The sequence below is a fragment of the Paucisalibacillus globulus DSM 18846 genome, assembly GCF_000482485.1.
Taxonomy (GTDB): Bacteria; Bacillota; Bacilli; order Bacillales; family Amphibacillaceae; genus Ornithinibacillus; species Ornithinibacillus globulus.
Window position 1 is genome coordinate 15,615 of the sequence record NZ_AXVK01000030.1, and the last position, 26,747, is coordinate 42,361.

Annotated in this window: 35 protein-coding genes; 7 read left to right on the forward strand and 28 right to left on the reverse strand. The window is 36.3% G+C overall.

Annotated elements, in window-relative coordinates; translation table 11 throughout:
• Positions 1-3: 3 nt before the first annotated feature.
• Positions 4-582 (reverse strand): NUDIX hydrolase, encoded by a 579-nt coding sequence (locus K332_RS0109635; RefSeq protein WP_026907271.1) that lies wholly within the window; start codon positions 580-582, stop codon positions 4-6.
• Between the two features lie 715 nt (positions 583-1,297).
• Between K332_RS0109635 and K332_RS0109645 the strand changes: the two genes are divergently transcribed.
• Positions 1,298-1,738, forward strand: a complete 441-nt coding sequence (locus K332_RS0109645) for a cell wall hydrolase (RefSeq protein WP_026907273.1) — start codon at positions 1,298-1,300, stop codon at positions 1,736-1,738.
• 136 nt (positions 1,739-1,874) lie between these two features.
• On the opposite strand, the gene K332_RS0109650 is transcribed toward K332_RS0109645, so the two are convergent.
• The 9 genes from K332_RS0109650 to K332_RS0109695 form a co-directional block, all read right to left on the reverse strand.
• The gene (locus K332_RS0109650) at positions 1,875-2,303 is read right to left on the reverse strand and encodes an NUDIX hydrolase (protein WP_026907274.1); all 429 of its coding nucleotides are present in this window, start codon (positions 2,301-2,303) and stop codon (positions 1,875-1,877) included.
• Between the two features lie 43 nt (positions 2,304-2,346).
• A complete protein-coding gene (locus tag K332_RS0109655) occupies positions 2,347-2,820 on the reverse strand; it encodes a DinB family protein (RefSeq protein WP_026907275.1) in 474 nt (157 codons plus the stop codon).
• A gap of 41 nt (positions 2,821-2,861) precedes the next feature.
• On the reverse strand, positions 2,862-3,323 hold the full coding sequence (locus tag K332_RS0109660; protein ID WP_026907276.1) for a GNAT family N-acetyltransferase: 462 nt from the start codon (positions 3,321-3,323) through the stop codon (positions 2,862-2,864).
• 94 nt (positions 3,324-3,417) lie between these two features.
• The gene (locus K332_RS0109665; RefSeq protein ID WP_026907277.1) at positions 3,418-3,825 is read right to left on the reverse strand and encodes a type II toxin-antitoxin system VapC family toxin; all 408 of its coding nucleotides are present in this window, start codon (positions 3,823-3,825) and stop codon (positions 3,418-3,420) included.
• Positions 3,812-4,078 carry a ribbon-helix-helix domain-containing protein gene (locus K332_RS0109670; RefSeq protein WP_026907278.1) on the reverse strand — a complete coding sequence of 89 codons (267 nt, stop codon included), beginning with the start codon at positions 4,076-4,078 and terminating at the stop codon, positions 3,812-3,814. The genes K332_RS0109665 and K332_RS0109670 overlap by 14 nt, the downstream gene beginning before the upstream one ends.
• Before the next feature lie 96 nt (positions 4,079-4,174).
• Entirely contained in the window at positions 4,175-4,570 is a 396-nt protein-coding gene (locus K332_RS0109675; protein ID WP_026907279.1) for a Rossmann-fold NAD(P)-binding domain-containing protein, read from the reverse strand.
• A 176-nt stretch (positions 4,571-4,746) separates the two neighbouring features.
• Positions 4,747-5,217, reverse strand: a complete 471-nt coding sequence (locus K332_RS0109685; RefSeq protein WP_026907280.1) for a GNAT family N-acetyltransferase — start codon at positions 5,215-5,217, stop codon at positions 4,747-4,749.
• Between the two features lie 216 nt (positions 5,218-5,433).
• Positions 5,434-6,927, reverse strand: a complete 1,494-nt coding sequence (locus K332_RS0109690; protein ID WP_026907281.1) for a PH domain-containing protein — start codon at positions 6,925-6,927, stop codon at positions 5,434-5,436.
• Entirely contained in the window at positions 6,927-7,415 is a 489-nt protein-coding gene (locus K332_RS0109695) for a PH domain-containing protein (protein WP_026907282.1), read from the reverse strand. The genes K332_RS0109690 and K332_RS0109695 overlap by 1 nt, the downstream gene beginning before the upstream one ends.
• 172 nt (positions 7,416-7,587) lie before the next feature.
• Between K332_RS0109695 and K332_RS0109700 the strand changes: the two genes are divergently transcribed.
• From K332_RS0109700 to K332_RS0109715, 3 genes are all read left to right on the forward strand, one after another.
• A complete protein-coding gene (locus K332_RS0109700; RefSeq protein WP_026907283.1) occupies positions 7,588-8,103 on the forward strand; it encodes a hypothetical protein in 516 nt (171 codons plus the stop codon).
• 144 nt (positions 8,104-8,247) lie between these two features.
• Positions 8,248-8,649 carry a DUF4870 domain-containing protein gene (locus K332_RS22285; RefSeq protein WP_026907284.1) on the forward strand — a complete coding sequence of 134 codons (402 nt, stop codon included), beginning with the start codon at positions 8,248-8,250 and terminating at the stop codon, positions 8,647-8,649.
• 359 nt (positions 8,650-9,008) lie between these two features.
• Positions 9,009-10,508 carry an MDR family MFS transporter gene (locus K332_RS0109715; RefSeq protein WP_026907285.1) on the forward strand — a complete coding sequence of 500 codons (1,500 nt, stop codon included), beginning with the start codon at positions 9,009-9,011 and terminating at the stop codon, positions 10,506-10,508.
• Positions 10,509-10,608: 100 nt separating this feature from the next.
• On the opposite strand, the gene K332_RS0109720 is transcribed toward K332_RS0109715, so the two are convergent.
• The 10 genes from K332_RS0109720 to K332_RS23260 all read right to left on the reverse strand — a co-directional run bounded on the left by K332_RS0109720 (position 10,609) and on the right by K332_RS23260 (position 17,963).
• Positions 10,609-11,697, reverse strand: coding sequence for a sensor histidine kinase (locus K332_RS0109720; RefSeq protein ID WP_036688595.1), 1,089 nt, complete (start codon positions 11,695-11,697; stop codon positions 10,609-10,611).
• Complete coding sequence (locus K332_RS0109725) at positions 11,687-12,367, reverse strand: response regulator transcription factor (RefSeq protein WP_026907287.1); 681 nt, start codon at positions 12,365-12,367, stop codon at positions 11,687-11,689. Before K332_RS0109725 ends, K332_RS0109720 begins: the two co-directional genes overlap by 11 nt.
• Before the next feature lie 32 nt (positions 12,368-12,399).
• The gene (locus K332_RS0109730; RefSeq protein ID WP_026907288.1) at positions 12,400-12,972 is read right to left on the reverse strand and encodes a peroxiredoxin family protein; all 573 of its coding nucleotides are present in this window, start codon (positions 12,970-12,972) and stop codon (positions 12,400-12,402) included.
• Positions 12,973-12,992: 20 nt separating this feature from the next.
• On the reverse strand, positions 12,993-13,751 hold the full coding sequence (locus K332_RS0109735) for a cytochrome c biogenesis CcdA family protein (protein ID WP_026907289.1): 759 nt from the start codon (positions 13,749-13,751) through the stop codon (positions 12,993-12,995).
• The gene (locus K332_RS0109740) at positions 13,751-14,398 is read right to left on the reverse strand and encodes a hypothetical protein (protein ID WP_026907290.1); all 648 of its coding nucleotides are present in this window, start codon (positions 14,396-14,398) and stop codon (positions 13,751-13,753) included. Before K332_RS0109740 ends, K332_RS0109735 begins: the two co-directional genes overlap by 1 nt.
• Before the next feature lie 114 nt (positions 14,399-14,512).
• Entirely contained in the window at positions 14,513-14,863 is a 351-nt protein-coding gene (locus tag K332_RS0109745; RefSeq protein WP_026907291.1) for a rhodanese-like domain-containing protein, read from the reverse strand.
• 90 nt (positions 14,864-14,953) lie between these two features.
• Positions 14,954-15,214: a metal-sensitive transcriptional regulator gene (locus K332_RS0109750; protein WP_026907292.1), complete on the reverse strand. Its 261-nt coding sequence runs from the start codon at positions 15,212-15,214 to the stop codon at positions 14,954-14,956.
• Positions 15,215-15,290: 76 nt separating this feature from the next.
• Positions 15,291-16,985, reverse strand: a complete 1,695-nt coding sequence (locus K332_RS0109755; RefSeq protein ID WP_026907293.1) for an FAD-dependent oxidoreductase — start codon at positions 16,983-16,985, stop codon at positions 15,291-15,293.
• A 17-nt stretch (positions 16,986-17,002) separates the two neighbouring features.
• Entirely contained in the window at positions 17,003-17,299 is a 297-nt protein-coding gene (locus K332_RS0109760) for a rhodanese-like domain-containing protein (RefSeq protein ID WP_026907294.1), read from the reverse strand.
• A 127-nt stretch (positions 17,300-17,426) separates the two neighbouring features.
• Positions 17,427-17,963, reverse strand: a complete 537-nt coding sequence (locus tag K332_RS23260) for a TetR family transcriptional regulator (RefSeq protein ID WP_026907295.1) — start codon at positions 17,961-17,963, stop codon at positions 17,427-17,429.
• 112 nt (positions 17,964-18,075) lie between these two features.
• On the opposite strand from K332_RS23260, the gene K332_RS0109770 reads away from it, so the two are divergent.
• On the forward strand, positions 18,076-18,897 hold the full coding sequence (locus K332_RS0109770) for an SDR family oxidoreductase (protein ID WP_026907296.1): 822 nt from the start codon (positions 18,076-18,078) through the stop codon (positions 18,895-18,897).
• Positions 18,898-19,010: 113 nt separating this feature from the next.
• Here the strand turns inward: K332_RS0109770 and K332_RS0109775 are convergent, their stop codons facing one another.
• The 3 genes from K332_RS0109775 to K332_RS0109785 are packed head-to-tail and all read right to left on the reverse strand — an operon-like array spanning position 19,011 to position 20,294.
• On the reverse strand, positions 19,011-19,250 hold the full coding sequence (locus K332_RS0109775) for a glutaredoxin family protein (RefSeq protein ID WP_026907297.1): 240 nt from the start codon (positions 19,248-19,250) through the stop codon (positions 19,011-19,013).
• Positions 19,251-19,302: 52 nt separating this feature from the next.
• The gene (locus tag K332_RS0109780) at positions 19,303-20,040 is read right to left on the reverse strand and encodes an AAA family ATPase (protein WP_026907298.1); all 738 of its coding nucleotides are present in this window, start codon (positions 20,038-20,040) and stop codon (positions 19,303-19,305) included.
• Positions 20,041-20,042: 2 nt separating this feature from the next.
• Positions 20,043-20,294, reverse strand: coding sequence for a hypothetical protein (locus K332_RS0109785; protein ID WP_026907299.1), 252 nt, complete (start codon positions 20,292-20,294; stop codon positions 20,043-20,045).
• 196 nt (positions 20,295-20,490) lie between these two features.
• Between K332_RS0109785 and hpaB the strand changes: the two genes are divergently transcribed.
• Both hpaB and K332_RS0109795 read left to right on the forward strand, forming a co-directional pair.
• Complete coding sequence (hpaB, locus tag K332_RS0109790) at positions 20,491-21,930, forward strand: 4-hydroxyphenylacetate 3-monooxygenase, oxygenase component (protein ID WP_026907300.1); 1,440 nt, start codon at positions 20,491-20,493, stop codon at positions 21,928-21,930.
• A 72-nt stretch (positions 21,931-22,002) separates the two neighbouring features.
• Complete coding sequence (locus K332_RS0109795) at positions 22,003-22,713, forward strand: metallophosphoesterase family protein (protein ID WP_026907301.1); 711 nt, start codon at positions 22,003-22,005, stop codon at positions 22,711-22,713.
• A gap of 116 nt (positions 22,714-22,829) precedes the next feature.
• Here K332_RS0109795 and K332_RS0109800 read toward each other — a convergent pair whose 3' ends face one another.
• The 5 genes from K332_RS0109800 to K332_RS0109820 form a co-directional block, all read right to left on the reverse strand.
• Positions 22,830-23,462: a response regulator gene (locus K332_RS0109800; protein WP_026907302.1), complete on the reverse strand. Its 633-nt coding sequence runs from the start codon at positions 23,460-23,462 to the stop codon at positions 22,830-22,832.
• Positions 23,459-24,499 carry a sensor histidine kinase gene (locus K332_RS0109805; RefSeq protein ID WP_026907303.1) on the reverse strand — a complete coding sequence of 347 codons (1,041 nt, stop codon included), beginning with the start codon at positions 24,497-24,499 and terminating at the stop codon, positions 23,459-23,461. Before K332_RS0109805 ends, K332_RS0109800 begins: the two co-directional genes overlap by 4 nt.
• Entirely contained in the window at positions 24,496-25,221 is a 726-nt protein-coding gene (liaF, locus tag K332_RS0109810; RefSeq protein WP_026907304.1) for a cell wall-active antibiotics response protein LiaF, read from the reverse strand. Before liaF ends, K332_RS0109805 begins: the two co-directional genes overlap by 4 nt.
• Before the next feature lie 97 nt (positions 25,222-25,318).
• A complete protein-coding gene (locus K332_RS0109815; protein ID WP_026907305.1) occupies positions 25,319-25,954 on the reverse strand; it encodes a PspA/IM30 family protein in 636 nt (211 codons plus the stop codon).
• 145 nt (positions 25,955-26,099) lie between these two features.
• On the reverse strand, positions 26,100-26,450 hold the full coding sequence (locus tag K332_RS0109820) for a lmo0954 family membrane protein (protein WP_026907306.1): 351 nt from the start codon (positions 26,448-26,450) through the stop codon (positions 26,100-26,102).
• Between the last annotated feature and the right edge of the window lie 297 nt (positions 26,451-26,747).

The following is a 26,747-nucleotide window of genomic DNA, read 5'->3' on the forward strand; positions in this document are numbered from 1 at the left end:
TCTTCATAACGGTAAAAATTCTTTCACATTATGGCGAAATATATCCTCTCTTAGCAATCTCGATAAAAATAGTAATTGTGGGAATGGCTGCAACACTAAATTCTTATTCATTTCAGACTTAATAATCGATAATCCATTATTTCTTTCAAAATCATTCAGAGTAAGTTTGTTGCAGCATAGTTTATGAATATCTTGGGGTGAAAGTAATAGAAGCCCTTTTGTTTCTGCAGCCGGTCTAGGAGCTGTATCTGTATAGGAAAGGTACATAACTGTTTCCGCAGTACCTTCTCTTCCTTTTATTAGAATAGGCCTAATTGGATCTTTCATTAATACGTCAATTGGCTCATCGTCCCATTCAAGAATGTGGTACGTTTTTAATGCGTCCAATATATTAATGTGTACTCCTGCTTCCTCTAATACCTCCCGCTTAGCTGTTTCTATAGCTGTTTCACTTTTTTCTCTATGTCCACCTAGTCTCACTATTCCCAGTACGTTACCGGCTTTGTTCGGACCAACCTGAAACACAAATCGACCTTGATATAATACATAAGCACCCGAGGTTCTGAAGTTTACTAGTTTCATTGGTAATTCTCTCCTAAATTTCATTCACGTTTAGCTGTTACTCGGAAAGTAACTTACATATTATGTTAGCATAATATTCCAAATACTCATATTAAAAATTAGGCTGTTTTCGTAAAGTTTGTTGCTTATCACTTTCGCAGTTGATGGAAAATGTGCGGTAACTACTGTAAACATTTCCTCACTCCTAGGAATGAGTAGGTGTAGTGCTAAAATCCCGCTCCGACAGAATACTCCGCTTTCCACGGGCACGGCCTCAGCCTCCTCACGGAAAGACCACCGCTGCGGGGTCTTCGGACTCGTGCTGTTCCCGTAGGAGTCTCCGTATTCTGCCTGCGCTAGTATTGGCTTTCTAAATAAAAATTGTTTTATCACATATTTTCATTAAAAATCACTTTTAATCAAATTCAAGCTAAACCAGCTCCGGAAATACACGGAGACTCCTGTGGGAGGATAGGCATAGGTGAGACCCCGCAACGACGAAGGAGTGAGGAGGCTCACCAGCCGCCCACGGAAAGCGAAGTGTATTTCCGGAGCGGGTACGATGCGCTACCAAAAATTATTAGTTACCGCACAGTCTACAGAAATTGTGTAATTAACAACAATCTTTTAGAAAACACCCGAAAATTAATACTATATATTGAATTAATGGGACACACGTATTAAAAAGAAACCTTTAATGGACTTTTTTCATACACTTTTTATAGAGGTGATAAAAATGGCGAGGGTAAAATATACAGATAGTGACGTAGCTTTAGTTGCTAGGATGATGAGGGCAGAAGCTGAAGGTGAAGGGCAATTAGGGATGTTAATGGTTGGTAATGTCATTGTCAATCGACTAGCAGCAAATTGTTTGGACTTCGTTGGATTAAGGTCGATATCGGATGTAATTTATCAAGTTCAAGGTGGTAATTATTCCTTTGAAGCAGTACAAAAAGGGAATGTCTTTTACAATAGAGCAAGAGGTGTAGAAAAGAGGTTGGCTAAACAAACCTTAGATTTTTGGCGGGAACATCCCTCTAAGTATGCACTTTGGTATTTTAATCCTTACGCTCCATGTCCTCCTACATGGTATGATCAACCATTTGCAGGACAGTTTAAACAACATTGCTATTATGAACCAGCTGCAAATACATGTGAGAGTGTTTATATGGGGTAATAATTTTTCTGTTTACCGTGGTTATGATGGGCGGAAAGTATAATAGCTTTCCGCCATATATTTGGGCCATTTTATAAATTCAGGATTTCCTGCCCTGACTTAGTGGTGTTATAAGGAACTAACTATATTTATATAACTACAGATATTCTCTTAATAATCCATCCGCTAGCTTTACATTTTCTATTAAATAGTCTGGCAAATCAACATGCGATATAATTTCCTCCGTTGTCTTCCAAATAACCTCATCAACCTCTTCCGTACTTTTAGCATAAGGTTCCCCTGATTTATGTTGACACAGGAAAACAATATCAACAACATTCATACCAGAATCAGATACAAATGAAGAGCTATTTACATACCCAAGAATAGTTACCTCAATTCCCACTTCTTCAAGAATTTCTCTATGTAATGTTCTTTCCAAAATATCCGTGGAATTTCCCTCTATCTCACACTTACCACCAACAAGTGAAAGAGAGCCCCCTGCATGTTCTTCTTTTTCACTTCTACGGATTAATAGCCATTTTCCCTCCCGGTGAATGGCACCTTCTACATTTACGATGAACATGATAATCCCCCTTGAATTAATTACTACTATGGTTTCTAGTCCCTTAGGAAATGTTCTTTTCCATTTTACGAATATAGGTTATTTGACCAATATGGTAGGCATTATGTGTGGTAGCATTTCCAATTAATGCCCACCATTCTGCTTCCACTGGGAAACCAATAACCTGTGATTCTAGCTTCTCTTTTGAAATCAATTTTTGCCAGCGTAATAGCACCTCAAGTAATTGTTCCTTAAGCTCCGGGAAGCTTTTATCTCCTGGGACTAGAAAGCTATCTGCATTATCATTAATAGGTTCCACAGCATGAACATTTGATTTTTCATACCGTAATTGCCACACCTCATTCCAATAGATAAGATGTTGTACAATCTCTGCGATACTATGACTCTTCTTATCTGGCTTCCAATTTGCTTCTTCTTCTGAGATTCCTTCCACAGCTTCTTGAAAAGATACATACCAGCTGCGGTCATTTGCATTGGCTAACAACTGGTCTAACAATACCGTTTTAGCATGAATCATTTTTATTCCACCTCCTTGCTATTTGATGACCTTCTAGAAACTCATGAAGAAAAATACTCCATCGGCTCTGTGCAACGAACATACCCATTCTTCTCATAATAATTAATAGCATCATCACTTGGCCAAACAATTACAAACTCGTAATTATTTTCTTCAATCCATTTATTAATAGAACGTAGTAATTTACTACCAATGCCTTTATTTCTGTATTCCGGAATTGTAAAAACATTTGTCATATATGCGAATGGATGCGTTATTCTGCCAGGACGTGGCACCTTTTGTATTAATTCTATGTAAATATGAGACACAACTCTATCATTTTCTTCCGCAACCCAGATAAACCAATCACGCCCATTTAAGGCATTTTTTAAAAAGGTTTGGCACTCCTTTTCGAAGTCATCGTATGATTCGTTCGCTTTACTCTCATCATGTTCGATGGTGAAATCCCATCTCATTTTTATTAATTGCTTTATGTCTTTCATTTCAGCTAATCTGATATTCATTTGTACCCTCTTCTCCATTATTAGCGTGGAATAATCCATTATTATTTTTTAATCCCCTACTAATATGGTCTGTTTTTTTAATACCCAATAATCATTATAGATAAAGTTCAACTCCCATTACCTCAAAATGGTGGTCAAATGCAAAGATTTTTTGGATTTTTTGTTCTTTCATTAGGGATACACTTATAGCATCACAATATGAGATTTTTTGATCACTGTATTGTTCAAGTATCTGAGAGGCTGTTTTTCTAATTAACACATCTATATCAGCAATAATAAAGGGGGGACCTGCTAGTACTGTCTTAAGGAAAAAAGAAGCTCTGTGATAACCTATACGGTATCTTAAGATGTTATAGGTCTCATTAATAATGGCATCAGAAATAATAAACTCTATGTTAGTTAACTTTGAAGCGATGTCCCGTGCCTTGGTGTGGTATTGGTCATTAACATTATTTAAGGCAATCAAGGCACTAGTATCTACAAAACACCTACTTTTTTCCATCTGTATATTTCTCCAGTAGATAGTTGTCATGGTTTACTGAGAGATCCACAGGTGTATCAGCAAAATCTCGTTCAGCCCCTATTGCCATATCAAATAAAGGATTTTTCTCCTCAGCGTTTTTTGCAGCGTACTCCCTAATAGCTTCTCTTACAATTTCTGCTTCAGACATTCTCTTTGTTTTCGCTATATACTTTAAAATTTCTTCATCTTCATTGGTCAGATGAAATTGTTTTCGTTTCATTGGTTTTTCCATATTATTTCCCTCCTACACACCAATTATATCAAGGGTGTGTAGGATATTCAAGCGTATTATACCAAATATTCAGATTTTATTCTTTCATTTTACTTATCATGGTCTTTTTTCCCATGGCTCCAACGTACCTACAATAGTTTTTCTCTCTCTACTTTTAATTGCTTCAATAACTCCCTCTGATATTTCTTGATGTGTTAACCATCTAGAAGACACTCCATTGTAAATAAAACCTAACTGTACCTCTTTTACAATACAATTATCCGGGACATCCGCTTCATAGGCAGTAATACTAGCTAAATGACTACTACTGCCCTTTACAATCACTAAAGTCCACGTATGGTTCTTCTGCAGTTCAGAAATTTGTTTCTTAATTGTCGGGATAGCATCTGGTGCAGTGCTATGAATCCAAGCGACTACTAAATCTATCTCACCGTATTCTTCATATGCAACTTCTATCTTATGCATTAAATCATCTATATTGGAATAATCCATTTCTTCTGCCTTGAGTCCATGTTTACCATATTTTTCGCCCAGTCGTTCTAATCGTAGTCTAAACTACCAAAAGCAACAGTATGATTGGCATGTTCCGCAACCCACCCAGTTGCCTTAGCAAGCATTCCTGTTCCACCAAAAACTAATACATGGTTTAAATTCAATATAATCCCCTCTTACCCGTTATAAATAGTTTTCACATAATCTACTAGTCTTAGTTTTTCTGTAATAACATGTTCTCCAACTTTTATATAACCCAATTTCTCATAGAAATGATGATTTTTACTATTCAAGTGGGGTGTATCTAAACTCCACTCCTTTGCTTGGGAAAATTCACTTTCCATCACTTGCATAATCCTAGTCCCTAATCCTAGCCCCTGAAAATCAGGTGATATAAAAATTCGATTAAGACGGTATTTACCATCGCCTAAATCCCGGACATCTATGCCACCGATAATTTCATCATTAAGCCAAATCGTGTAATGAAAGAATAATTCTATCTTCATTCGTAATCTCTCAATTGGCTCGTTTACAGGACTGCTTTCGTGGTCCTGGTACTTCTCTAAGTCGTCTTTGAAAGCTTTCTTCTGTATTACCAAAAGCTTAGAGGCTTCCTCTTTTTTAGTTCTTAAAATGATTAAGTCCATAGTTCACCCTTCTTCCTTCTGGTTCAGGTTCTAAACCTGAGAGCTATTTAACAGAAAAGAAAACAACCAGTCCCCCAATTCCTGCCAAATTGCTTAGAGCTCCACCAAAGCGTGTAGAGAAGATATACAGTAATGCATAATTCTGGAGCCCAATTATCTTCCCCCCCCTTTGCTTTAAAAACAGGATAAGCGTTTGATGAGACGGTACCGTTTAAACTACTTTTTATTTTCGAATTCTACATCCTCCACACGTTTGAAATACCAATTTTTCATCTCGAGCGCAAAGTCTAGAGGAAGATCTTGGATCGTTTCCACATGTACAGGAGTAGAACGATTGGTAGTTGAAACAGTCGCGACTTGAAAATGGCTTTGAAGTCTGGATTGTGAATAGCTCATCTCGACTATGTTTTTCCGCTTTGTAATAAACATACGACTCGTTAGACCACCCTCCCACCATTGGACCTGATCATCTGTTACGACATACCTGGTATGGATATAATTCAATATCCTATTCAATAAAATAATACCTAATAATAGAAGACTCCATCCCCACCAAGCAATATGGAGAAAATCTGGTTTAAAATAAAACAAAACAGCCGTTACGATAATCCACATCCAATTCAGCCGAAACAACTTAAGCCATAAAGCAATGCGTGGCAACCTTTCCAACTGACTATTCACCTGGTAGATAGGCAATATTTCTTCTATTAGCTTATAGGCACTTTCCAATGGTAAAAAAGGATATAAAGAATTAACATTTACGGAACCATCCTCCTGATTCGGTTTGGCGGAACTAATTAATTTCACTTCTGCTAATCCTAATAATCGTTTCAAAAACGACTGTTCCATTTCCAACCCTTGAATTTTCTTCTTTTCAATTGCAAAATAACTTTCATTCAGTATCCCGCGATCAATATAGATATGGGTAGCATCTGAGGAAATTTCATACTTACCATAGCGGATAAATGTTCTTCCAATACCAAATGAAACCGCAACAATAACAGCAATCGCAATCATAATACCGAACAACCATGAACTATCCAATAGCATTTGAAGTATCCCTTCAAATCGACCCTCCAAAAATGGTTGTATATTATCGAGTAATCCAGCAACAATTGGAATAATAGCAAGGAAGCTTAATGATGTAAAACTAGCCTTCCATAAATCCTTCTTCTTCGGTGTGAAATGAACCGTTCGATAAGAATCTTGAACTGGTTCCTGTTCCACCTCTTCTTCCAATTCCATAGTCGATACTAGTTCAGGCTCACTTACTTTTACTTGATTAGCCTTTACTAAATCAATTAATTCATCAGCATGTTTCTTAGATATTACCTCGAAATGAATCCCATCCTCTACCCCATCCATTGCTGTTTCAAAGGTTAAAGAAGTCAAGCCTACAATCTTATGAAAAACAGTTGTCTTTCGGGTCACATTTTGAACTTTATTAAAAGGAATCGTGCTAGATTGTTTGACAAATATCCCCTTATGTATATGAAAAACTCGGTCTTTCCACTCATACTTTTCAACAAACCACGAGAGGACAATGGAAATTAATCGTACGATAATATAAAGCAAAAATACATATCTTCCATACTTCCAAATCCAGAATTCAGATTCCCTATTTAGTACAAACAATAAAATTGCAATAAAAAAATTACTTTTCACCAATTGATAGATTCGAAATGCAATGGTTAACGGATGATAACGCATTATTCATCCACTTCCTTCAGTTTTGCAAACTCAGCTATTTTTTCCCTTAACGCGAATGCTACTTCTTCTTCCAATGCTGGAATCGCATGGGAGGAACCAACTGTCTCTACTTTAATCGAACGAGCCCTGTATCGCTTTAAAATCGGCCCTTGACTCGTTGTGACCGATTGTATTTTAGTCATTGGAACGGTCACCCATTCTTTCTGAAGGATTCCATAGCTCAATTGAAGGTATTCATCATCATACTGATAACTCCAACTTCGATATAAATAAGTAGGTTCAAATATAGACCAGATTATTCCTAATATAGTTAACACGGTTAAACCAACTAAAATCCAGAAAGTCCATATCGGCCAATCAAAAAAGGATTGTAACCAAAACAGTATCCCTATAACCAAAAGTCCAATAATATTCCCAATAGTTTCTGAGATTCTTCGTATTTTTGGAAAAGAAGGAGATAACGAGTTTTCTAGTTTTATGTCATTCATGGGCGATTTCCTCCAAATATATTATTCATCTATAGGTTATACGAAATAATAGACAAAAGGTTTTCATTTTGTTGTTATCTTTCAACTCAATTTCAGGGACAATGTATTTTTCCGTTACTTCCAGCATATGGATAATCGGTAGGCATTAATACTTATAGAGAGGAATTTGATATTGAAAAGAAAATTACTATTCAGCTTGATGGGGTTAACTGTATTACCCCTCCTATTAGCCGGTTGTGGAGATGACACTAGCATAAAATTCAAGGATAAGGAAACGAGTAGTGAATATGAAGTCGAAACAGATGAGGAAGGAAATTCAACCATAAAAGTTGAAACAGAAGAAGGAGAAATTGTTTCCGAAACTGGTAGTAGTGCTAAAATACCTGAAGCTTTACCAGCAGATTTTCCTTGGCCCAAAAATATGATCATCGAAGTAACTCAATCCCATTCAGATGAAAGTACAGAAACACATACTGTCCTATTCAACTTTGAAGAAGAGGCTGATGAAATATTTGAAGCGATGAAAAATTATGCTACGGATAATGGATTACCGATTAATTTGGAACAACAAAGTGAAATGGACGGAGAGAAGTACTTTTTACTCAATGCTGGTACAGAGGAAAATGGTTTTCAAATAAGCATGGAGGCAAGTTCTGGAATGGTCATCTTTTTTGCTCCCAAGAAATAATTTTAAAATAGAAGTACTTTATTACTGCTCTTGACAGAAATAAAGTTATGTACATTATTCTAAAGAATCATCATAGGGTAATATTATGAGCAATTATGCTTAGTAAATAACAGGACTAAATAATGATGTAAAGGAGATGAGAACATGTCTGATTTGCAAAATGATAACAATGAGCAATCAGAAAAAAATAAGAAAACAAATGAAAGTAAAAACAAAACATCATCAGGGATAGAGGAAAACGTAGCAGGTTTACTATGTTATTTGCTTGGATTTGTTACCGGACTAATCTTTTTACTTATTGAGAAAGATAACCACTTCGTTCGTTTTCATGCTTTACAATCCATTATTGTTTTTGCTGCTTTATTCGTTCTCAATATCGTAATTGGTCTTATCCCACTCCTTGGTTTTGCAATTACTGCATTATTAGCACCTCTTTCATTAGTTCTATGGATCGTGTTAATGATTCAAGCTTATCAAGGAAAACTATTTAAATTGCCTATGATTGGAGATATCGTTGAAGTTCAGTTAGAGAAGATGAAGGGCTAATTATCATGCGAGCCAAAATAAGATCACAAGTGATTTTACTCTACTCTAGAACGCCCATTGCAATAACAGCTTAGCAGTGTTATTATTGTTCTATTATTTTAGGGGGGTTTTTAAAATGGCATTCATTAAATTCCGATTAGCTTATTTAACAATTAAATAATAATAAGACTCTACTAAGTGGTAGGGTGTTCGGAATGCGTCTGTCTTTTTAAAAACTCTATAAGTACGATTAAAAAAGGAGACTTGTCTCCTTTTTTGTGTTCTTAAGACCTGATTAAAAAGGAGTGCTTGCGCTTTCCTCATCTCCATTCCTGCTTTCCACCTACATTAGAATGGGTCTTAAAAAAAAGGAGACATTTATGAATAATAACAACGAACCAAAAAAATATGAATTTTTAGTAGATGACCCAAATGTAAAGGTATTGCCAATCATGCTTTCATTAATTATTGGTGCTTTTTTCGCTGTATTAAATGAAACATTGTTAAATATTGCACTTACTACATTAATGGGTGAATTTAATATAACCTTACCAACTGTTCAATGGATGGCAACAGGTTTTATGCTGGTGATGGGAATTGTCATACCAGTATCCGCTTTGTTACTTCAATGGTTTACCACAAGGCAACTTTTTCTGGGAACCATGATCATTTTCACCATTGGGACTACGATAAGCGCGTTTGCTCCAACTTTTTCAATATTATTAGTTGGACGACTAATACAGGCAGCTGGAACAGGACTTCTAATGCCAATCATATTTAATGTTTTCTTATTGATTTATCCGCCACACCGACGTGGGAAAATCATGGGAATCATTGGTCTAGTCATCATGTTTGCTCCAGCTATTGGACCTACTTTGTCCGGGGTGATTGTTGAATATTTAGGATGGCGATATTTATTTATTACTGTAATTCCGTTTGCGCTATTTTCAATCGGATTTGCATATAAATATTTAATTAATGTTTCAGAGGTTACCAAACCTAAAATTGATATCTTGTCATTATTCTTTTCTACAATTGGGTTTGGAGCTATTATATATGGCTTCAGTGCCGTCGGAGAAAGTAAGGAAGGCTTCTTAAGTACGAATGTATATTTTCCAATTATTGCTGGGATCATTGGAATTGTATTATTTTCTATTAGGCAATTTAAGTTAGAAGAACCCGTGATGGATTTAAGAGTATTTAAATATCCAATGTATACGCATGCGGTTATCATGTTTTTAATCATTATCATGTCCATGTTTGCCTCAGAACTTATTTTGCCTATCTATATGCAGGGACCTTTGGCTTTAGCTCCAGCTGCAGCAGGATTAATTTTATTGCCTGGGAGTATTCTAAATGGGGCAATGTCTCCGTTTATGGGATATTTGTTTGATAAATTTGGACCACGTTTATTGATGATTCCTGCAACCCTTGTTTTAAGTGGGACCTTATTTATGATGAGTAGGTTAACTATAGATACGCCTTTATGGGTTGTAATTGTTGGTTATATCTTATTAATGATATCTGTTTCTGCAATAATGATGCCTGCGGAAACCAATGGATTAAATCAACTCCCAAAACAGTTGTATCCACATGGGACAGCTGTTATGACAACCTTACAGCCGGTTGGTGGTGCAATTGGGGTTTCCGTATTTATCAGTATCATGAATGCAAAGCAGCTTCACTATTTGGAAGATGCTAGTAATCCAACAGATCCTATCACCAAGAATCTAGCAATGGTATCAGGCGTGGAGCTTGTGTATTTTATCGCATTTGCTATATCAATTGTTGCCGTTATCTTAGCATTCTTAGTATACCGAGCAGTGCCACAAGACTTGGATGAGAAGACTCAAAATGATTTACAGCAGAATAACAAATAATTCAAAAGAGCTACGACATATACTTTGTCGTAGTTTTTTTAGTAGTTTATAATGCATAAAGACTTTTCCAATAATTTAAAACTATCTATTTCCCTATATTTTAGTCCACTAAAGGTAACACAAACCAAAACGTATGATAGTTTCCTATCGATTCTATTCCTATACTACCATGATGGTGTTCAATAATTTCTTTGGAGATTGCTAATCCAAGTCCCGTTCCCTCATAATCATTTGAATGTAAGTGTTCTATACGATAGAACCTCTCAAAGATCCTATTGTGTTTATATATTGGGATAGTTTGACCTGGCCCACTTATTGACAGCTTATAGTCATTCTTACGTTTTTCACCTGTGATCATGATTGGACTATTTCCATCATAATAACGAATGGCATTATCGATTAGATTACTAATAACTTGTGAGATTCCACCATTTGATACATTGACTATTCCAGAGTCCAATTTTAAATCTACGGAGATAGTTGTTTTCTTTAATGTCCAACGAAACATATCAATTGATTGACTAACTAGTACAGCCATATCTTCTTGAGTTCTTTCGGAAAAAGTTTGTTTGGATACATAATCCCATTCCTTAAGTTGCTCCATCTGTTCCACTAACTTAATAAGTCGCTTCGATTCTCCATATAGAGATTGATACAATTCTTCATCCGCTTCCACCACACCATTCTTTAACGCATTTAAATAACCACTTAAATTGGACAATGGTGTGCGAAATTCATGAGATAGGTCTGATACAAGTTTTTGTCTATGAGTCTCATTTTCTTTTAATTGCGCCACCAATCCATTGAAATGATCAATTAATTCTCCAATTTCATCTTTAGATTTTACGTTAATGGAGGAAGGATAATGACCTTTTTTCATGAGCTTTGTTGAATGAATTAATGCTCGTAACGGGTTAAGTAGCTTTCTTGTAAAATAAAATTGAATAAGACTTCCAATTACAATCGTAATAATACTAAATATCCACAAATACTGAAGAAGTGTTGATTCAAAATGGGCCTGTCTATGGCTACTCATTATTACCAAGCCATCTGCCAAAATACATGCTGTATTATAGATTGCAAAACTACTAATTACCACAAAGGAAGTAATAACAATAATATTAATAAACGTTAATCGAATTAAAAATTGTTTTGGAACAAGTGATTTACCATTCTTTTTATGGAACAAATTTATACCCCATTCCTCGAACGGTTTGTAGGCGTAGGGGGAAAGCAGGGTTTTCCTCGATTTTTTTTCGAAGCTTTTTAATATGGGCATCAATGGTTCTCTCCAGCACTATTTTTTCTGCTAATGGGTACAGCTGTTCCACAAGACTTTCCCGAGAAATAACAACATTTGGATTCTCCATGAAATAATAAAGAAGGTTGAACTCATGCTTTGTTAAATTCAAACTTTTTTCAAATAGCAATACCTCACCTTTTCGTGGTTTAATGCATAACCCATCATATGTAATCTTTTGACAGAACTGACCAGTTCGCCGTAATACAGCCTCCACATGGGCAAGTAATTCATCCGGATCAAATGGCTTCACCATATAATCATCGGCCCCCATTTTCAAGCCCTTTATTTTGTCATCTGTTCGTGACTTGGCAGAGAGCATAATAATAGAAACCTCATTCCGCTCATCTTCTCGAACCCATTTACAGAATTCCTCTCCGCTTAGTTTTGGTAGCATTAAATCTAGGATAATAAGGCATGGATGCTCGGATAGGAAGATTTCCTTTGCTTCTTCCCCATCACTCGCTTCTACTACTTCATAACCTGCTCTTGATAAATAAATTCGGACAAGCTCCCGAATCATCTTATCATCTTCAACTACTAAAATTACTGGCTTCACTCAAGTCACCTCTTTACAACTATAGTAGAGGATTAATCCATTTTTTCCAATTCTTGAACCATTAGCTCATAATTCATTGCACCAAATGCCTTATAGTGAATCAAACCATTGGAGTCAATCATAAAACTAGTAGGTATGGGTTGAATCATATATAGCTCCGCCACCTCAATATTCTCATCTAACAGAATAGGAAATGTTAATTCATATTCATTCACAAAATCCTCGACTTGCTGTAAATCCTTTTCTGCATCTGTTAAATTTACTGCTAAAATAACAACATCTTTATCCTGATGAAACTGTTTCATATCTGGCATCTCTGCCCGACATGGTGGACACCATGTTGCCCAGAAATTTAACATCACGCGCTCCCCGCGAAAGTCGGATAGTTTTACATTGTCACCTTCTAATGTTTGCAACTGAAAATCAGGAGCAATATTACCAACATTTAAGCCGATTACAGTATCCTCTTTCCCCTTGGAGCTAGATTGTTCTTCGGCCTCTATTGAAGATTCACTAGTATCCATTTTTTCATTTGAATCAATAAAATCATAGACAGCCCAACCTAACATTCCCAATATGACGACGATAAGAATACTTTTTTTCATGAAATATTCCCTCCACTTACTCATCCTAATTTTGACAACCATGTATCTTGAACTAAATCAAGAAGAAATCCTGAAATACGTGGCAGCAATCCAAAAAACAATACAAGTCCCATTATGATCATGATGACGCCACCTATTTTCATAATCAGTTGACTATGCCGTACAATCCACCTTGTAGAACCAAGGTAGAAGGTTAGCACAATAAATGGTAATGCAAACCCAATCACATAGAAAAACGTGTAATACATCCCTTGACCAGGATTACTTGCAGCAAGTAGTAGGATGGAACCAAAGATAGGACCTATACATGGCGTCCAGCCTGCAGCAAATCCAAGACCGATAAAGAACGTTCCCAAGAATCCTACTGGTTTCTTTGAATAATGAACTCGTTTTTCCTTCATTAACGTTGGTATAGTTATCCACCCTGCAATAAACAGCCCCATTATGATAATGAAAATTCCCGCAATACGTTGAATGAATATTCCGGAATTCCCTATCAATAAATGCTGTACCCATTGTCCTAGAAAGGAAGCACCAGCACCTAAGCTAATAAATACGAGAGATACACCTAGTAAGAAAAAAAGTGAATGACTTAATAACTGGCGACGTATCTGTGTGTTTTTCTTTCCTTGTAATTCTTTCACACTAATCCCTGTAATATACGACATATACGCAGGAAAAATTGGTAATACACAAGGGGATAAAAAAGATAACGCTCCTGCCCCTATCGCTAATAGCGTACCTACCATTAACATCGTATCTGCTTCAATACCACTCACTATATCCCCCTCTTTCTATAGTTAGTAATAATCATAAAAGTTCCAATCAGGAAGAACACCCCTATAAACCAAGGTGATATCATATAACCAAATACGGTTATATATGGATGGTATAAGGATATCCCTACCATTCCAAATGACCATCCAACTAGCATAACGATAATTAATTTAGTAGTTGTTAGGCGCTCTTGAAGTAAAAAGTATGATATAAGTAGCATTGTGAATAAAACTAAATATCCTAAACTGAAAGGATTATTATTCCAAACTAATTGGATAAATTCATAGACAAAGGATGCCATTAAAAATACATGGATGAAAGTATCCATAAAGTGTAGGACTTTCATTTTTTTATATTTCGACTTATATACATGAACAGCTCCGCTAAATAGAACTGCTACATAAAATGCAACGGAATTACTTGGATAGGCTAATACTGCTAATGGATCACTAATAAAGATCTGCCAATTTGCAAAAATTTTTCCAAGCCAAATAAAGAGGATGAAATTTATCAAACTTGACGTTAATTCCCCTATTTGTCTTTTCTTTGCATCCTTTGGTAAGTCGGTCATGATATAAAAGGAAATAAGTCCGGCTAATACACTTATCGCAACTATACCAATCATTATTAATTTACTTGCTATCGCCATAAGATATTTCCCCCGTTCTGACGTTTACATTACCTATAATGGACATCTATTGTGAAAATTTGATGAAAGGATCGAACTTTTTTTGAAAAGCTTGGATTCCATAGCTGATCCCTATTAATACCAAGCACCCATTCCGCCCTTAACATTATAAATCTTTTCAAAGCCCTGCTTTTTTAATAACTTTGCTGCTCTAGCACTTCTCATACCACTTTGACAAATCACAACAATCTCTTTTTCTTTATCTAATTGATTAACTTTATTAATTAAATTAGATACTGGAATATTTTTAAATGGTGGACAGTGGTTCGCCTTAAATTCATTCGGTGTACGGACATCGATGAATTGAACATTTTTGTCATTAAATTTATTTTTTGTTTCCTGGACCGTTATATTTGTGATACCTTTTGTTGGAATAAAACGATTAACGGCAAATGCTGCTATAACTAGTAATATAATCCATTCCATATTCTTATTAACTCTCCTTTATATACCTGTATGGGTATATTTATATTTAAAAGAAAAAGTCCAATAACTTTTTCCAAAGTCAATTGAACCTTATCTACTTTTCACTAATAAATTTACTGCTTCTTTTACTAGTTCTCCCGTGCTTTCCCCTTTTTCCATATTTTCACGTACACATTGCTCTAGGTTCATGCTAACTATTAATCCTATTGTACGGTCAATGGCACTTCGGGTAGCTGATAATTGGGTGATTACATCACGGCAATCTTTATTCTGTTCAATCATACTTAAAACACCTTTAATCTGACCTTCAATTCGTTTTAAGCGATTCACCACGGATTTATCATATTCCACCTATTTTCCCTCCTTTAGTAAAGATAAAAACATATACTGACTATTATACCCCAAATGGTATAATAGTCAGTTATTTTTATTTAAAATTATATGCTGTAACAATTTTCTCTCTTCCAGTAACTATATCATTGTAGTATTCGTATAAGTTAATTCCTAAATACGAACCTGAAATATTATAGATATTTTCATAGCCTAAATTATTTAATGCCATCACCATATTATAACTTCGTTGACCAGAACGACAGTGAATATAGACAGGTTGATCTGTTGGAATATCATTTAATCTTTCCCGAAATTCACTCAATGGAATATTGACGGCGTTTCTTAAATGACCTTGAGCGTATTCCCCTTTTTCACGGGCATCAATGATAAAAGCATTGTTTTCTACTAGTTTACGAACATCAGAAACCTTTACTTCTTTATAACGCCCTTCCAATTGGTTCAATGCTACTAATGCGGCATGATTCACTACATCTTTTGCTGTTCCTAACATTGGTGAATAGGTTAATTCCAAGTCTTTTAAGTCTTCCAGCGTACCATTCATAGTAATCATTGTTGCAATGACGTCGATTCGTTTATCAACATTCCCCTTACCAATAGCCTGTGCACCTAGGATTCTACCAGTTGGGTATTCGTAAACCAATTTAAAATGCATTGGATTACTATTTGGCATCAACCCAACCTTATCTCCAGGCATTATATAAACAGAATCGTAGTTCATTCCTGCAAGTTCTGCCGTTCTCGCATTTAAACCAGTTGACGCTGCATTTAGGTCAAATAAATGAATGGATGATGAGCCAATAATACCTTGATTTCTAGTTGCAATACCATACATATGGTCTGCAGCAGCCCTTGCTTGTTTTTGAGCAGGTCCTGCTAATGCTAATCTTGTTGGCTTATGCAATAGGCGATGATAAACCTCGATTGCATCTCCTACAGCATAAATTGCTTTATCACTTGTTACATAATTATGATCCACCTTAATCGCTCTTGTTTCGCCAATTGCTAATCCAGCTTCTTCTGCTAAGGTGGTTTCCGGTCTTACTCCAATTGCTAATACTACTGCATCTGCCTCTACTTTCCTGCCAGAATTCGTTTCTACATAGCCATCTGCAATCTTGGCTAAACCATCATCCAAAATAAGCTCAATGCCATGATCCACCATTTCTTTATGAAGAATTTGTGCCATATCATAGTCAAAAGGTGCCATGACTTGATTAGCAAATTCGACTAAGGAAACTTCTAGTCCCGCTAGTTTCAAGTTCTCAGCAACTTCCACACCAATAAATCCGCCACCGATAACGGTGATTTTACTAACACCCTCTTGTTTTACAAATGTGTTGATTTTCTCAATATCTTCCACATTTCTCACGGTGAATACATTGTCATTATGAATTCCCTCTATAGTTGGACGAATTGGTATTGCCCCTGGGGAAAGAACTAATGTATCATACGTTTCCTCATAGGTTTGATTTGTTGTTAAATCTTTCACCATGATTGTTTTCTTATCACGGTTAATTTTCTGTACTTCCTGATTTACTCGAGCTTCAATGTTATATCGCTTTTTAAATATTTCAGGGTTCATTAAAACAAGCTTTTGACTATCTTCTACAATTCCACTTAAATGATATGGTAAGGAGCAGTTTGAAAACGATACATGAGGACCTCTATCAAACATAATAATTTCTGCAGATTCATCCAGCCTTCTAACTCTTGCGGCAACAGAAGCCCCACCAGCAACTCCACCAACAATCAGTACTTTTTTTCCCATCTGTGACACTCCTTTGTTCATTCTATTTCTCCCTGCCAAGCCATCATCCCTCCGTTCATATTCGTAACATCAAACCCTTCTTCTAGTAAAAATTCACATGCTGATGAACTTCTTCCACCAGATTGGCAAACCATGTAATAGTGTTTGTCTTTATCAAGTTCTTCCAAAGAATATGGTAAATCACCTAATGGAATATGTTTTGCCCCAGGGATTATTCCCATTGCTACTTCCACATCCTCCCGAACATCAATTATATTCAACACTTCTTTATTCATTAACTTTTCTTCTAGTTCTTTTGCTGTAATAGTATTCATATTACTTCTCCTTTTTACCCCCATAGGTATATTTTAAATTAAAAAAATAAGTCCTAATGACAATTTAAATAATATACCCCATAGGGTAATTTGTCAACCGTAAAATAGTGATTTTTCAAATGACAAATTAGTAACGAAGTACAGACCAATCTGTCACACTGATTTTCTCTAACTCTTCAGCAGCCTCTTCTGGACTAATTGAAAACTTCCCCCTCACCCAGTGTGCTAAGTATCCTATTGATCCATAGCTAGCAAAAATCCCGTAGCTATTATCTCCATATACCTTTCCTAATTTTTCCGCTAGTGCATTGGATAGATACTGGACATATACTGGATTTTTGAATTCATGCTGGTAATAATATCGGTATTCATATATGTGCTGACAGATTTCCAATGTCGTCACTTTTCTTAAAGTGGATGTAGTTATCCCCTCCGTTGGCACATTTTCATAAAAAGCTAAGAATTTGGAAGTGATTGTCACACGTATGAAATCCATCAGTTCGTATTTATCCTGAAAGTGGATGTAAAATGTTGAACGACTAATTCCTGCTTTATTCACAATTTCTTTGACGGAGATTTCTTCAAACGCTTTTGACTCAAGCAGTTTGATAAAGGCTTGAATGATATACTCTTTTGCTGATACATTTTCATCTAGTACATACATGATACGAATCCCCCTAAGAGAATGGACATTTACAGGCAAAATGTCGTTTGAATTTAGTTAAATTATACCATACGCTAATAATGTAACTTAACTATTTAGGGGGTAAAAAACAATGGCAGAAGTTTATGTGATTACTGGCGGTTCTGGTGGAATGGGGAAAGCGATTGCAGAATTAGTTGGCAAAAATGGAACCGTGCTTTTAGCGGATGTGAGCGAGGAACGTTTAGCTCAATCAAAAGAAGAACTAAATACAAAAGGAATTACCGATGTACATTATCAAACAGTGGACATTACAGACAGAGAAAATGTAAAAGCTTTAGCAGAAAAAGCCGCTTCTCTTGGTAAATTAAAATCTATCATCCATACAGCGGGACTATCCCCTACGATGAGTGATTCCAAACGAATTACAGAAGTGAATTTAGTAGGAACTGGAATAGTGTTAGACGAGTTTATCACGCTAGCAGAACCAGGAACAGTGGCAGTATGTATTTCATCCATGAGCGGTCATTTTGTTCCGAAACAAGGACTATATACAGAAGTGTTGAAAAATCCTTTAGCAGAAAATCTTGTAGAAACAATGGAACAAATGGCTAAAGGCGATCCAGGGGCAGCCTACAGCTTGTCCAAGTTGGGCGTTCTGTTAATCGTGGAAGACCAAGCATGGGCATGGGGACAAAAAGGGGCACGTATCGTTTCCGTATCTCCAGGAACTATTAATACTCCAATGGGACGAAAAGAGGCAGCTGGACAACCTCAAATGAAAGTGATGTTGGATAATACACCACTCGGCCGTGAAGGGGAATCCATGGAAAGTGCAACAGCAGTACAGTTTCTAATTAGTGATGCAGCGTCATACATTACTGGTACGGATCTTCGTGTGGATGGTGGAACGACTGCTAATATGGCGAAATTACAAGCTGCACAGGGAAGATAATTTATTGAATGTAGAGCCAAGGAACCTGGGACAGCGATTACTCGTCCCACCGAAAAGGTTTACCCCTATGGCTTTTAAGGCTGACTTTTAACAAGTCAGCCTTTTTCAGTGTTTTAATTTGCATTCATTGCTTTTAACATTCTCTCTGGATTAAATCCAGAAATCCACTGACCATTAATATTGGTTTGTGGGACAGTTAGTCTCTTTGTCCTTCCTATCAACTTAATTCTCTCGACTGGATTTAGGTCAATTATAACTTCCTTATACGTAATATCAAAGGAGTCTAGAAAAGTTTTGACCATTCCACACACTGGGCAAAGCGCTGATGTATATACCGTTACAGATTGTTTCATATAGCTAAACCTCTTTTACCTGGCAAATTGACTTCTCGTATTTCTCTTATCGCTAATCAAATAAATGATGAAAGAGTCGATCCCTGTCCTCAAAAAATTGTTTCATAATCTTATAGTGACCCGTATCTTCTAAACTTGTTTCCTCCATTCCCTCTTCTGTCAGCTGTATGATTTTCGCCTTGGGGTAGGCCATTATAATAGGGGAGTGAGTTGAAATAATAAATTGTGATCCGTCATTCGCTAAATCATGGATCCTAGCAAGCATTGATATTTGTCTCAAGGGTGATAATGCTGCTTCCGGTTCATCCAATATGTAAAGTCCATCCTCCCCAAACCGATGAATAAATGTAGCAAAAAATGATTCCCCATGTGAAAGCTCATGAAGAGAAGTTCCACCATATGAATCAACAATATTACCACCTAATTCCTCGATATTGGTAGCCAAATTATAATAGGACTCCGCCCGGAAGAAAAAACTATCCTTTGGTCGATACGCTCCCTTCGCTAAACGAATATACTCATGTAGGTCTGAATGTGAATCATAACTAGAAAAATTAAAATTAAGGGTACCACCCTCAGGATTAAATCCTAATCCAATGGCAATCGCTTCTAATAAAGTGGATTTCCCCATTCCATTTTCTCCGATAATATACGTTACATTCGGATGAAATGCTATTTTACGGAAATTCCTAATCACAGGAAGATTCAAAGGAAACCTATTATAGGAATCTATCGTTTCTTGTTTTAAATCAATACTTTTTAGGTATTGGTTATCATTGTTTAACAGCATGTTCACATACTCTCCTCATCCTTACAATTACACTCAAACTCTTTGAATTTATATTCTTTGTAAAGTTGTCCTTTACTAAAATCTTTAGAATCAGATTCATACACCTTAACCACTGGTGCAATATCCTGTTGAGCAAATTCTTTAACCTTCTCCACTAGATTATCAGATGAATCAACCAGGTATTCATTCATGTCTTGGTACAAATTGTTATGTTCACAAACATCAAATGTAACTGCCAGGTAATATTTAAGCAATGGATCATCTCCTCTTACAAGCTTTAGCTTTTACTAATAGTTTACATGATTTTACAAATAAATGAATCTATCATTACCTAGCTAAGCGTTACTTATACTTCTTTCTAAAAAATGTAACAACCAATTGAAAATCCTAATAAAATATCACGTAGCCCAATAAGTAATTCGGGATTACTATAGTTTGAGGAGTGAGCATATGCCAGCCATTACTGGAAAAAAATATATCGAACGGATTGATAAACTTCAAGCGAATGTATGGGTGGATGGTAAACCAGTACAGGGAAGAATATCTGAACATACTGCATTTAAAGGAATTCTGAGGAGCCAAGCGGCATTATATGATTTACAGCATGATACAACTGTAAATCATATAATGACATACTCATCTCCCATAACTGGAGAACCTGTAGGAATGTCCTATTTACAACCGAAAACGAAAGAGGACCTTGTGAAAAGGAGAAAGATGACCCAACAATGGGCGATTGCAAGTAACGGCATGATGGGTAGGAGTCCGGACTATATGAACACGGTCTTAATGGCCCTTGCATCATCTTCCGGGTTTCTAAAAGGAAAAGAGAACTGTTTTCCAGAACGGTTAGTCGCTTTTTATGAGTATGCTAGAGAAAACGATTTATCTCTGACACATTCATTTGTTAATCCTCAAGTAAACCGTGCGCAATTTTACTTTGAAGATTCCGATGAACCGATTGCTGCTAAGATCGTCGCCAAAAATGAAGAGGGAATCATTGTAAAAGGTGCAAGATTATTAGCGACAAGAGGTGGGATTACCGATGAAATTGCTGTATTTTCAGCAGGTGGTATACAAGACAAAGCAAATGGATTTGCATTTTCTATTCCAAGTAATCAAAAGGGATTGAAATTTATAAGCAGAGAATCTTTTGTTGGTGGCGACTCCACCTTTAATTATCCATTAAGTTCACGTTACGAAGAAATGGATACTATTGTTGTTTTCGACGAATGCCTTGTACCTTGGGAACGAGTTTTTTATTATGATAATTTACCAGTTTCTAACACGTTTGCAACTAGTAGTTCATTCCATCCATTCTCCTTACATCAAGCTATCTCTAGACAAATTATTAAGACGGAGTTTATTTTAGGGGTCGTCCAGTCAATTATCGATTCGATTAATATTTCGGATTATCTCCACGTTCAAGAAAAGGCATCTGAGATTATTATTGCTTTAGAAACTTTAAAGGCATTGGTTATTAAGTCTGAAGTGGAAGCAAAGTTAGATGAGTGGGGATTTATGCGACCAGATCAACGAACATTACATGTAGCGAGTAATATTTTTCCAAAGGTTTATGCAAGATTTAGTGAAATTATTCAGCAGATAAGTGCCAGTGGAATAATGTCTATTCCTACAGAGAATGCATTTCAATCCGAATTGAAAAAGGATTTGGATCATTATTTACAGTCAAAATCGGATGATGCCGAAACACGTGTAAAGCTATTCCGCCTGGCTTGGGATTTAACCATGAGTGCTTATGGTACACGTGAAGTCCAATATGAGCGATATTTTTACGGTGATCCGGTGAGGTTGTCTAGCCAGTTGTATTATACGTATGATAAAGAACCGTTTGTCAAACGAGTAAAGGACTTTATAGAAATAGATTAAACGAAAAGGTTATTAATTATTGTAAAAATTAGGATATACTTACTTTGTACTACTAAAAAGGGGGAAGTAGGTTTGTCAAAAACAGCAATTATATCTGATATTCATGGCAATTTAACTGCATTAGAAGCTGTACTTGAGGACATTGGAAAACGTGGTGTCGACCAGATTTTTTGTTTAGGTGATTTAGTCGGAAAAGGTCCCCGTGGCTCTGCGTGTATTGAACTTGTAAAAAAGCATTGTGATAAGGTTATTCGTGGGAATTGGGATGTGTTTATCCAAGAAGAGACAGATAATGAACATCTAAAGTGGATTCAAAGTCGGTTGACAGCCGAGGATTTTAAGTATTTAGCTTCCTTACCTTTTCATATCGAATTTGAATTAAATGATAAGCTTATTCGTTGTTTTCATGCTTCACCAAGGAGTGTTTTTGAACGAATTGCACCCGAGTATCATTCAAAGGAAAAGTGTTTGTCTCTTTTTGAAAATAGTGAAGAAACCAACTCCCTCCACTCATCGCGCACCCCCGATATAGTCTTTTATGGGGATATACATGTAACGTGGTTAAGAAGCTATGATATCGGCCTACTTTGTAATGTAGGAAGTGTAGGATTAGATGTAGTTGATGCAACCTATGTAATTGTTGACGGTACATACGGATCCAATTCCATTAACTTTGTACGTGTACCTTATGACAGAGAAGCAGAGCTTAAAGCGGCAAAGGCATTAGGGATGGTAGGTTATGAAGAATATTATAAAGAGATTATGTATGAACTATTTAGCTAATTCTAAGCGTCTTTTATTGTTAGAAAGAACCATAAGTTGATTTACTTTATACAAAAGGGCTACAGGTCATAGTGCTTTAATTTTAAAACACATATAACCTGTAACCCTATTTCACATCATGTGACTAAATCATGTTTAAATGCATATATTACTGCCTGTGTCCGGTCCTGCACTTCAAGTTTTCCTAGAATATTACTAACATGTACCTTCACTGTCTTTAATGCAATATACAATTCATCGGCAATATCCTGATTTGATTTACCTTGCGCAACTAATAGAAGAATTTCCATTTCTCGGTCAGTTAATTGATCATGAAGATGAGCGACTGGCTTTTCACGCATTTTGGTCATAATCTTCCCAGTTACTTCTGGTTCTAAAACGGATTGACCCTCGTAAGTGGAACGAATAGCTTTTGCAATTTCTTCTGCTTTTGATGTTTTAAGCATATAACTTGTAGCCCCTGCTTCAAGAGCTGGATATACTTTTTCATCATCAAGAAAACTTGTAACAATAATAATTTTTGCTTCTGGCCATTGATCCACAATCTGTCTAGTTGCTTCAATGCCATCCATTTCCTTCATGACAAGGTCCATCAAAATAATATCTGGCCACAGTTCCAATGCGAGCTTAACAGCAGGAGCACCATCACTTGCCTCTGCAATCACTTCAATATCTGGCTGTGCTGAGAGATATGCTGTTACCCCGATACGTACCATTTCATGATCATCCGCAAAAAGTACTCTAATCACCCGAGTTCACCATCCTTCTTTAATATAGGGACCTTTACTTCTAACTGCGTTCCTTGATTAGGTAATGAAATAATCTTGATTGTACCACCAACCTCGAATGCACGTTCTTCCATATTCTGCAAACCATACGATCCGGTTTTCACCGTATTCAAATCAAATCCAACACCATTATCCTTTACGCGTAAAATAGCAGTATTATCACGTTTTATCAGCATGACAAGAAGGGTAGTTGCCTTAGCATGCCGGAGCGTATTGGAAACTGATTCCTGTAAAATCCGGAATAATTGATCCTCGACACCTTTATCAAGCTTGAAATCCTCTGCCTTCCAAGAGATGTCCATAGGAACCTTCTGTTTTAGCTCCACCAGTAATTCTTCCACACCTTCAAGAAGTGATTTCCCTTTCAGTGCCACCGGGCGCAAATGTAGCAGCAATGCCCTCATTTCAAGTTGTGATTGTTGAATCATATTTTCAACTAGTCGTAATTGCTTTTTTGTAGTGTCTTTCATTTGACCGCTAGTTTCATTAATAGCCGACATCATCATGGATGCAGCAAATAATTCCTGACTAACCGAATCATGTAGTTCCCTAGCTAATCGATTACGTTCCTGAACAACAATTTCTTGTAAGCTTTGCTCCCTCTCTTCCGCCCTCTGTGTTGCAAGGTTTTGGAAATGCTCGGCTTGTTTTTTTATCTTTTCTTGTATTTGACTCATTTTCTGTTCAAGAGTTTTTAATTCTTTAAAAGAAACCTCTTCTAAGTCGATACTCTGACCCTTTACTAAACTATCTAGTTTCCGTTCAATATGATTAATTCGCTGCTTCCAATACCCACCAATTGCACTTCCCATAATCGCACCGGATATAGTCGCAATTCCAAGGACGGTTACTAGAAAGGAAACATCTCCAATTCTCATTTCCCAAAGCATGGACCAGCTAAATTCTTCATGCAAGAAAAAAGTTAATCCAACGGATAGAACAACTAATACCAAACTATACATTATCCCAATCATCATATGGCGAAGAACAGTCATCATATGCGTTTCACCTCGATATCACCGGAGAATAATGATGTAATAATCTTCACTCTAGGATAGGTTGTATCATAGTTTTCAGTTTGGTATAGAAGTGATTTATTAATTAGATTCGTGTCTTTCTCATCAAAGATATAGGCTCTACCAAATACGGAACTATGATGAATACTGACTTCTACTTCATAAGGAACATAAATTTCGATATTTCCAACCAGATGGCGAATTGAAATTACTGCAGTCTCATTAGGAATTACTGTATTACTTAAATCAATCACCCGGTCCCCAAAAGCACCATGAATATTAACATCTCGCCATTGATAGGCAGTGTCCTCTGTCTGCAAGTCATCGAAAAATGTATTCTCAAAAAGTGGTTTAACTTTAATTACTTTTTCATCATTTATGACGTTGTGAGGAAGATTTGGTTCCAGGTGTTTACTATTTTTTGATTCATAATAATCTTTAAGCCATAGCACAATAACCACGACTATTAGAAAACGAACCGCCCATAAATTTAATATAGAAAAAACGAAAAAGACTAAAAAGATCCAAAACAGAACTTTTCCCCATAAATGCTGGAAATTTTTCCACCCAATATAAGCAAATAAGGCAGAAAATAATGCCGGGATAATGGCTCCACCAAAATGAAATATTATTTCAAAAATAAGGAGGATTACTCCTATGATCACAATCCAGTTGAGTGTATCTGTTTTTAGTTTTTTGAACATAGCAGGAATCCCCCCTATACTTGTGAACTCATACAGGCCCAATCCCTTGGGCCCGTGACATGAGTATACCATTTTTAGGTAGTTTTGCGCATTGCAATTAATTCGTTTTTTCTTTCGCATCTATTTCCTTTTCTAATTTAGCAATTTTGCTATCAAAGGTGGACTTATAGTATGCACTGTTTACTTTATATTCCAGATTGTCGATGTAACGCTCCATCTCTGCAAACTTTGAAAAAGGTTTATCAGATACTTCTTCCATCACACGATTAATTTGATGATTGGCATGAAGTACATTCTCACGCCCCATCAATTCCATTCGACGAAGACGCATATCTTTAATACGATGCTTCATTTCTTCATACTTTTGTTCTAATTCTTCCAATTGTTCGATTGCTTCTTGACGGGAAGCTTTCATTCGCTCCGCACGTGCTTGATATTCATCATGCTCTTTTTGTGCAAAGGCATGCATTTGCTCTTCACCAGCTTTTTCAGCAATTGCAGCTTGTTTCTGACGCTTTTCAGCCATTTCCGCTGCTTTTAAATATTCTTTTGAAAACTCATCCTTCAATTTATATTGACGCTCAATTAATTTGCGAACCTTTTCTACCTCTTGTTCAGCTTGACGTAAATATTGATTTAAAGAACCTACTGGGTTTTTCTGTTCCTTTTTGTCTAGTAAATCATGTAAATCCGCTTCGATTGAATCTTTTATACGTGTGAATACGTTTGTCATTTTATTCTCTCCTTTTTTTGGTTGTGGCCCAGGGTGGGCACATACCTACTGCGTTCGGGCTCATAATCTTGATTCTTGGTAGCATGGTTTCTACTTTCAGGTTCATGCTAGTTCTGACAAGCCCATTTTTCCAGATCCAACAACCCTAATTATTCAACTCTGCCCACTGGCGTTCAAAGTTTGCAAATGGATCATCATTATCTTCAGGAACAATCGGGTCATGATCATCTTTTTTCCAGTTTTTAACTATCCAGTATAGTCCAAATGCAGCTGCGATTCCGATTACTGCATAGATGTTTGAAAATGCAATTCCTAGAATAAATAATCCTAAGATAATCCAGCCAATTTTTGCTGCAACTGAATCACTTTTGACGAACTTCTTAAACACAACATAAAGTAACCAACCACTTAAACCTAGTAAAACCATCGGTCCTAAATTAGCTAACAATACAAATAGGGCAATTAACCCTCCAACAAACAACATAAATTTTCTCATGTTTTTGCCTCCTTTCTTTATCTTGATTTCATCTTACCGAGAAAAGAGGTTTTGGATAATGAGCCTCAGCTATATTTTGAACTAGGGCTTAGGGCTTACGTCGAGTAAGGCTTGTATAAAGTGGCTCTTCATTCTGTTGGGATTTTATTGCTCGCTTTATTAGGGTTAACAAAAGAACTGTATTCTGTTAATTACACTATTTCTATAAACTGTACGGTAAGGGTTAAGAAATATTGAGATGCGCACCGCTTCTAATGTAAATCTAGGTTGCAATGATATATAGGAGCATCGTTCACA

What these genes read in the sequence shown, in the direction of transcription:
- K332_RS0109635 (WP_026907271.1), bottom strand. Translation starts at nt 582, where the DNA reads ATGAAACTAGTAAACTTCAGAACCTCGGGTGCTTATGTATTATATCAA.
- K332_RS0109645 (WP_026907273.1), top strand. Translation starts at nt 1,298, where the DNA reads ATGGCGAGGGTAAAATATACAGATAGTGACGTAGCTTTAGTTGCTAGG.
- K332_RS0109650 (WP_026907274.1), bottom strand. Translation starts at nt 2,303, where the DNA reads ATGTTCATCGTAAATGTAGAAGGTGCCATTCACCGGGAGGGAAAATGG.
- K332_RS0109655 (WP_026907275.1), bottom strand. Translation starts at nt 2,820, where the DNA reads ATGATTCATGCTAAAACGGTATTGTTAGACCAGTTGTTAGCCAATGCA.
- K332_RS0109660 (WP_026907276.1), bottom strand. Translation starts at nt 3,323, where the DNA reads ATGAATATCAGATTAGCTGAAATGAAAGACATAAAGCAATTAATAAAA.
- K332_RS0109665 (WP_026907277.1), bottom strand. Translation starts at nt 3,825, where the DNA reads ATGGAAAAAAGTAGGTGTTTTGTAGATACTAGTGCCTTGATTGCCTTA.
- K332_RS0109670 (WP_026907278.1), bottom strand. Translation starts at nt 4,078, where the DNA reads ATGGAAAAACCAATGAAACGAAAACAATTTCATCTGACCAATGAAGAT.
- K332_RS0109675 (WP_026907279.1), bottom strand. Translation starts at nt 4,570, where the DNA reads ATGGATTATTCCAATATAGATGATTTAATGCATAAGATAGAAGTTGCA.
- K332_RS0109685 (WP_026907280.1), bottom strand. Translation starts at nt 5,217, where the DNA reads ATGGACTTAATCATTTTAAGAACTAAAAAAGAGGAAGCCTCTAAGCTT.
- K332_RS0109690 (WP_026907281.1), bottom strand. Translation starts at nt 6,927, where the DNA reads ATGCGTTATCATCCGTTAACCATTGCATTTCGAATCTATCAATTGGTG.
- K332_RS0109695 (WP_026907282.1), bottom strand. Translation starts at nt 7,415, where the DNA reads ATGAATGACATAAAACTAGAAAACTCGTTATCTCCTTCTTTTCCAAAA.
- K332_RS22285 (WP_026907284.1), top strand. Translation starts at nt 8,248, where the DNA reads ATGTCTGATTTGCAAAATGATAACAATGAGCAATCAGAAAAAAATAAG.
- K332_RS0109715 (WP_026907285.1), top strand. Translation starts at nt 9,009, where the DNA reads ATGAATAATAACAACGAACCAAAAAAATATGAATTTTTAGTAGATGAC.
- K332_RS0109730 (WP_026907288.1), bottom strand. Translation starts at nt 12,972, where the DNA reads ATGAAAAAAAGTATTCTTATCGTCGTCATATTGGGAATGTTAGGTTGG.
- K332_RS0109740 (WP_026907290.1), bottom strand. Translation starts at nt 14,398, where the DNA reads ATGGCGATAGCAAGTAAATTAATAATGATTGGTATAGTTGCGATAAGT.
- K332_RS0109745 (WP_026907291.1), bottom strand. Translation starts at nt 14,863, where the DNA reads ATGGAATGGATTATATTACTAGTTATAGCAGCATTTGCCGTTAATCGT.
- K332_RS0109755 (WP_026907293.1), bottom strand. Translation starts at nt 16,985, where the DNA reads ATGGGAAAAAAAGTACTGATTGTTGGTGGAGTTGCTGGTGGGGCTTCT.
- K332_RS0109760 (WP_026907294.1), bottom strand. Translation starts at nt 17,299, where the DNA reads ATGAATACTATTACAGCAAAAGAACTAGAAGAAAAGTTAATGAATAAA.
- K332_RS23260 (WP_026907295.1), bottom strand. Translation starts at nt 17,963, where the DNA reads ATGTATGTACTAGATGAAAATGTATCAGCAAAAGAGTATATCATTCAA.
- K332_RS0109770 (WP_026907296.1), top strand. Translation starts at nt 18,076, where the DNA reads ATGGCAGAAGTTTATGTGATTACTGGCGGTTCTGGTGGAATGGGGAAA.
- K332_RS0109775 (WP_026907297.1), bottom strand. Translation starts at nt 19,250, where the DNA reads ATGAAACAATCTGTAACGGTATATACATCAGCGCTTTGCCCAGTGTGT.
- K332_RS0109780 (WP_026907298.1), bottom strand. Translation starts at nt 20,040, where the DNA reads ATGCTGTTAAACAATGATAACCAATACCTAAAAAGTATTGATTTAAAA.
- hpaB (WP_026907300.1), top strand. Translation starts at nt 20,491, where the DNA reads ATGCCAGCCATTACTGGAAAAAAATATATCGAACGGATTGATAAACTT.
- K332_RS0109805 (WP_026907303.1), bottom strand. Translation starts at nt 24,499, where the DNA reads ATGATGACTGTTCTTCGCCATATGATGATTGGGATAATGTATAGTTTG.
- liaF (WP_026907304.1), bottom strand. Translation starts at nt 25,221, where the DNA reads ATGTTCAAAAAACTAAAAACAGATACACTCAACTGGATTGTGATCATA.
- K332_RS0109815 (WP_026907305.1), bottom strand. Translation starts at nt 25,954, where the DNA reads ATGACAAACGTATTCACACGTATAAAAGATTCAATCGAAGCGGATTTA.
- K332_RS0109820 (WP_026907306.1), bottom strand. Translation starts at nt 26,450, where the DNA reads ATGAGAAAATTTATGTTGTTTGTTGGAGGGTTAATTGCCCTATTTGTA.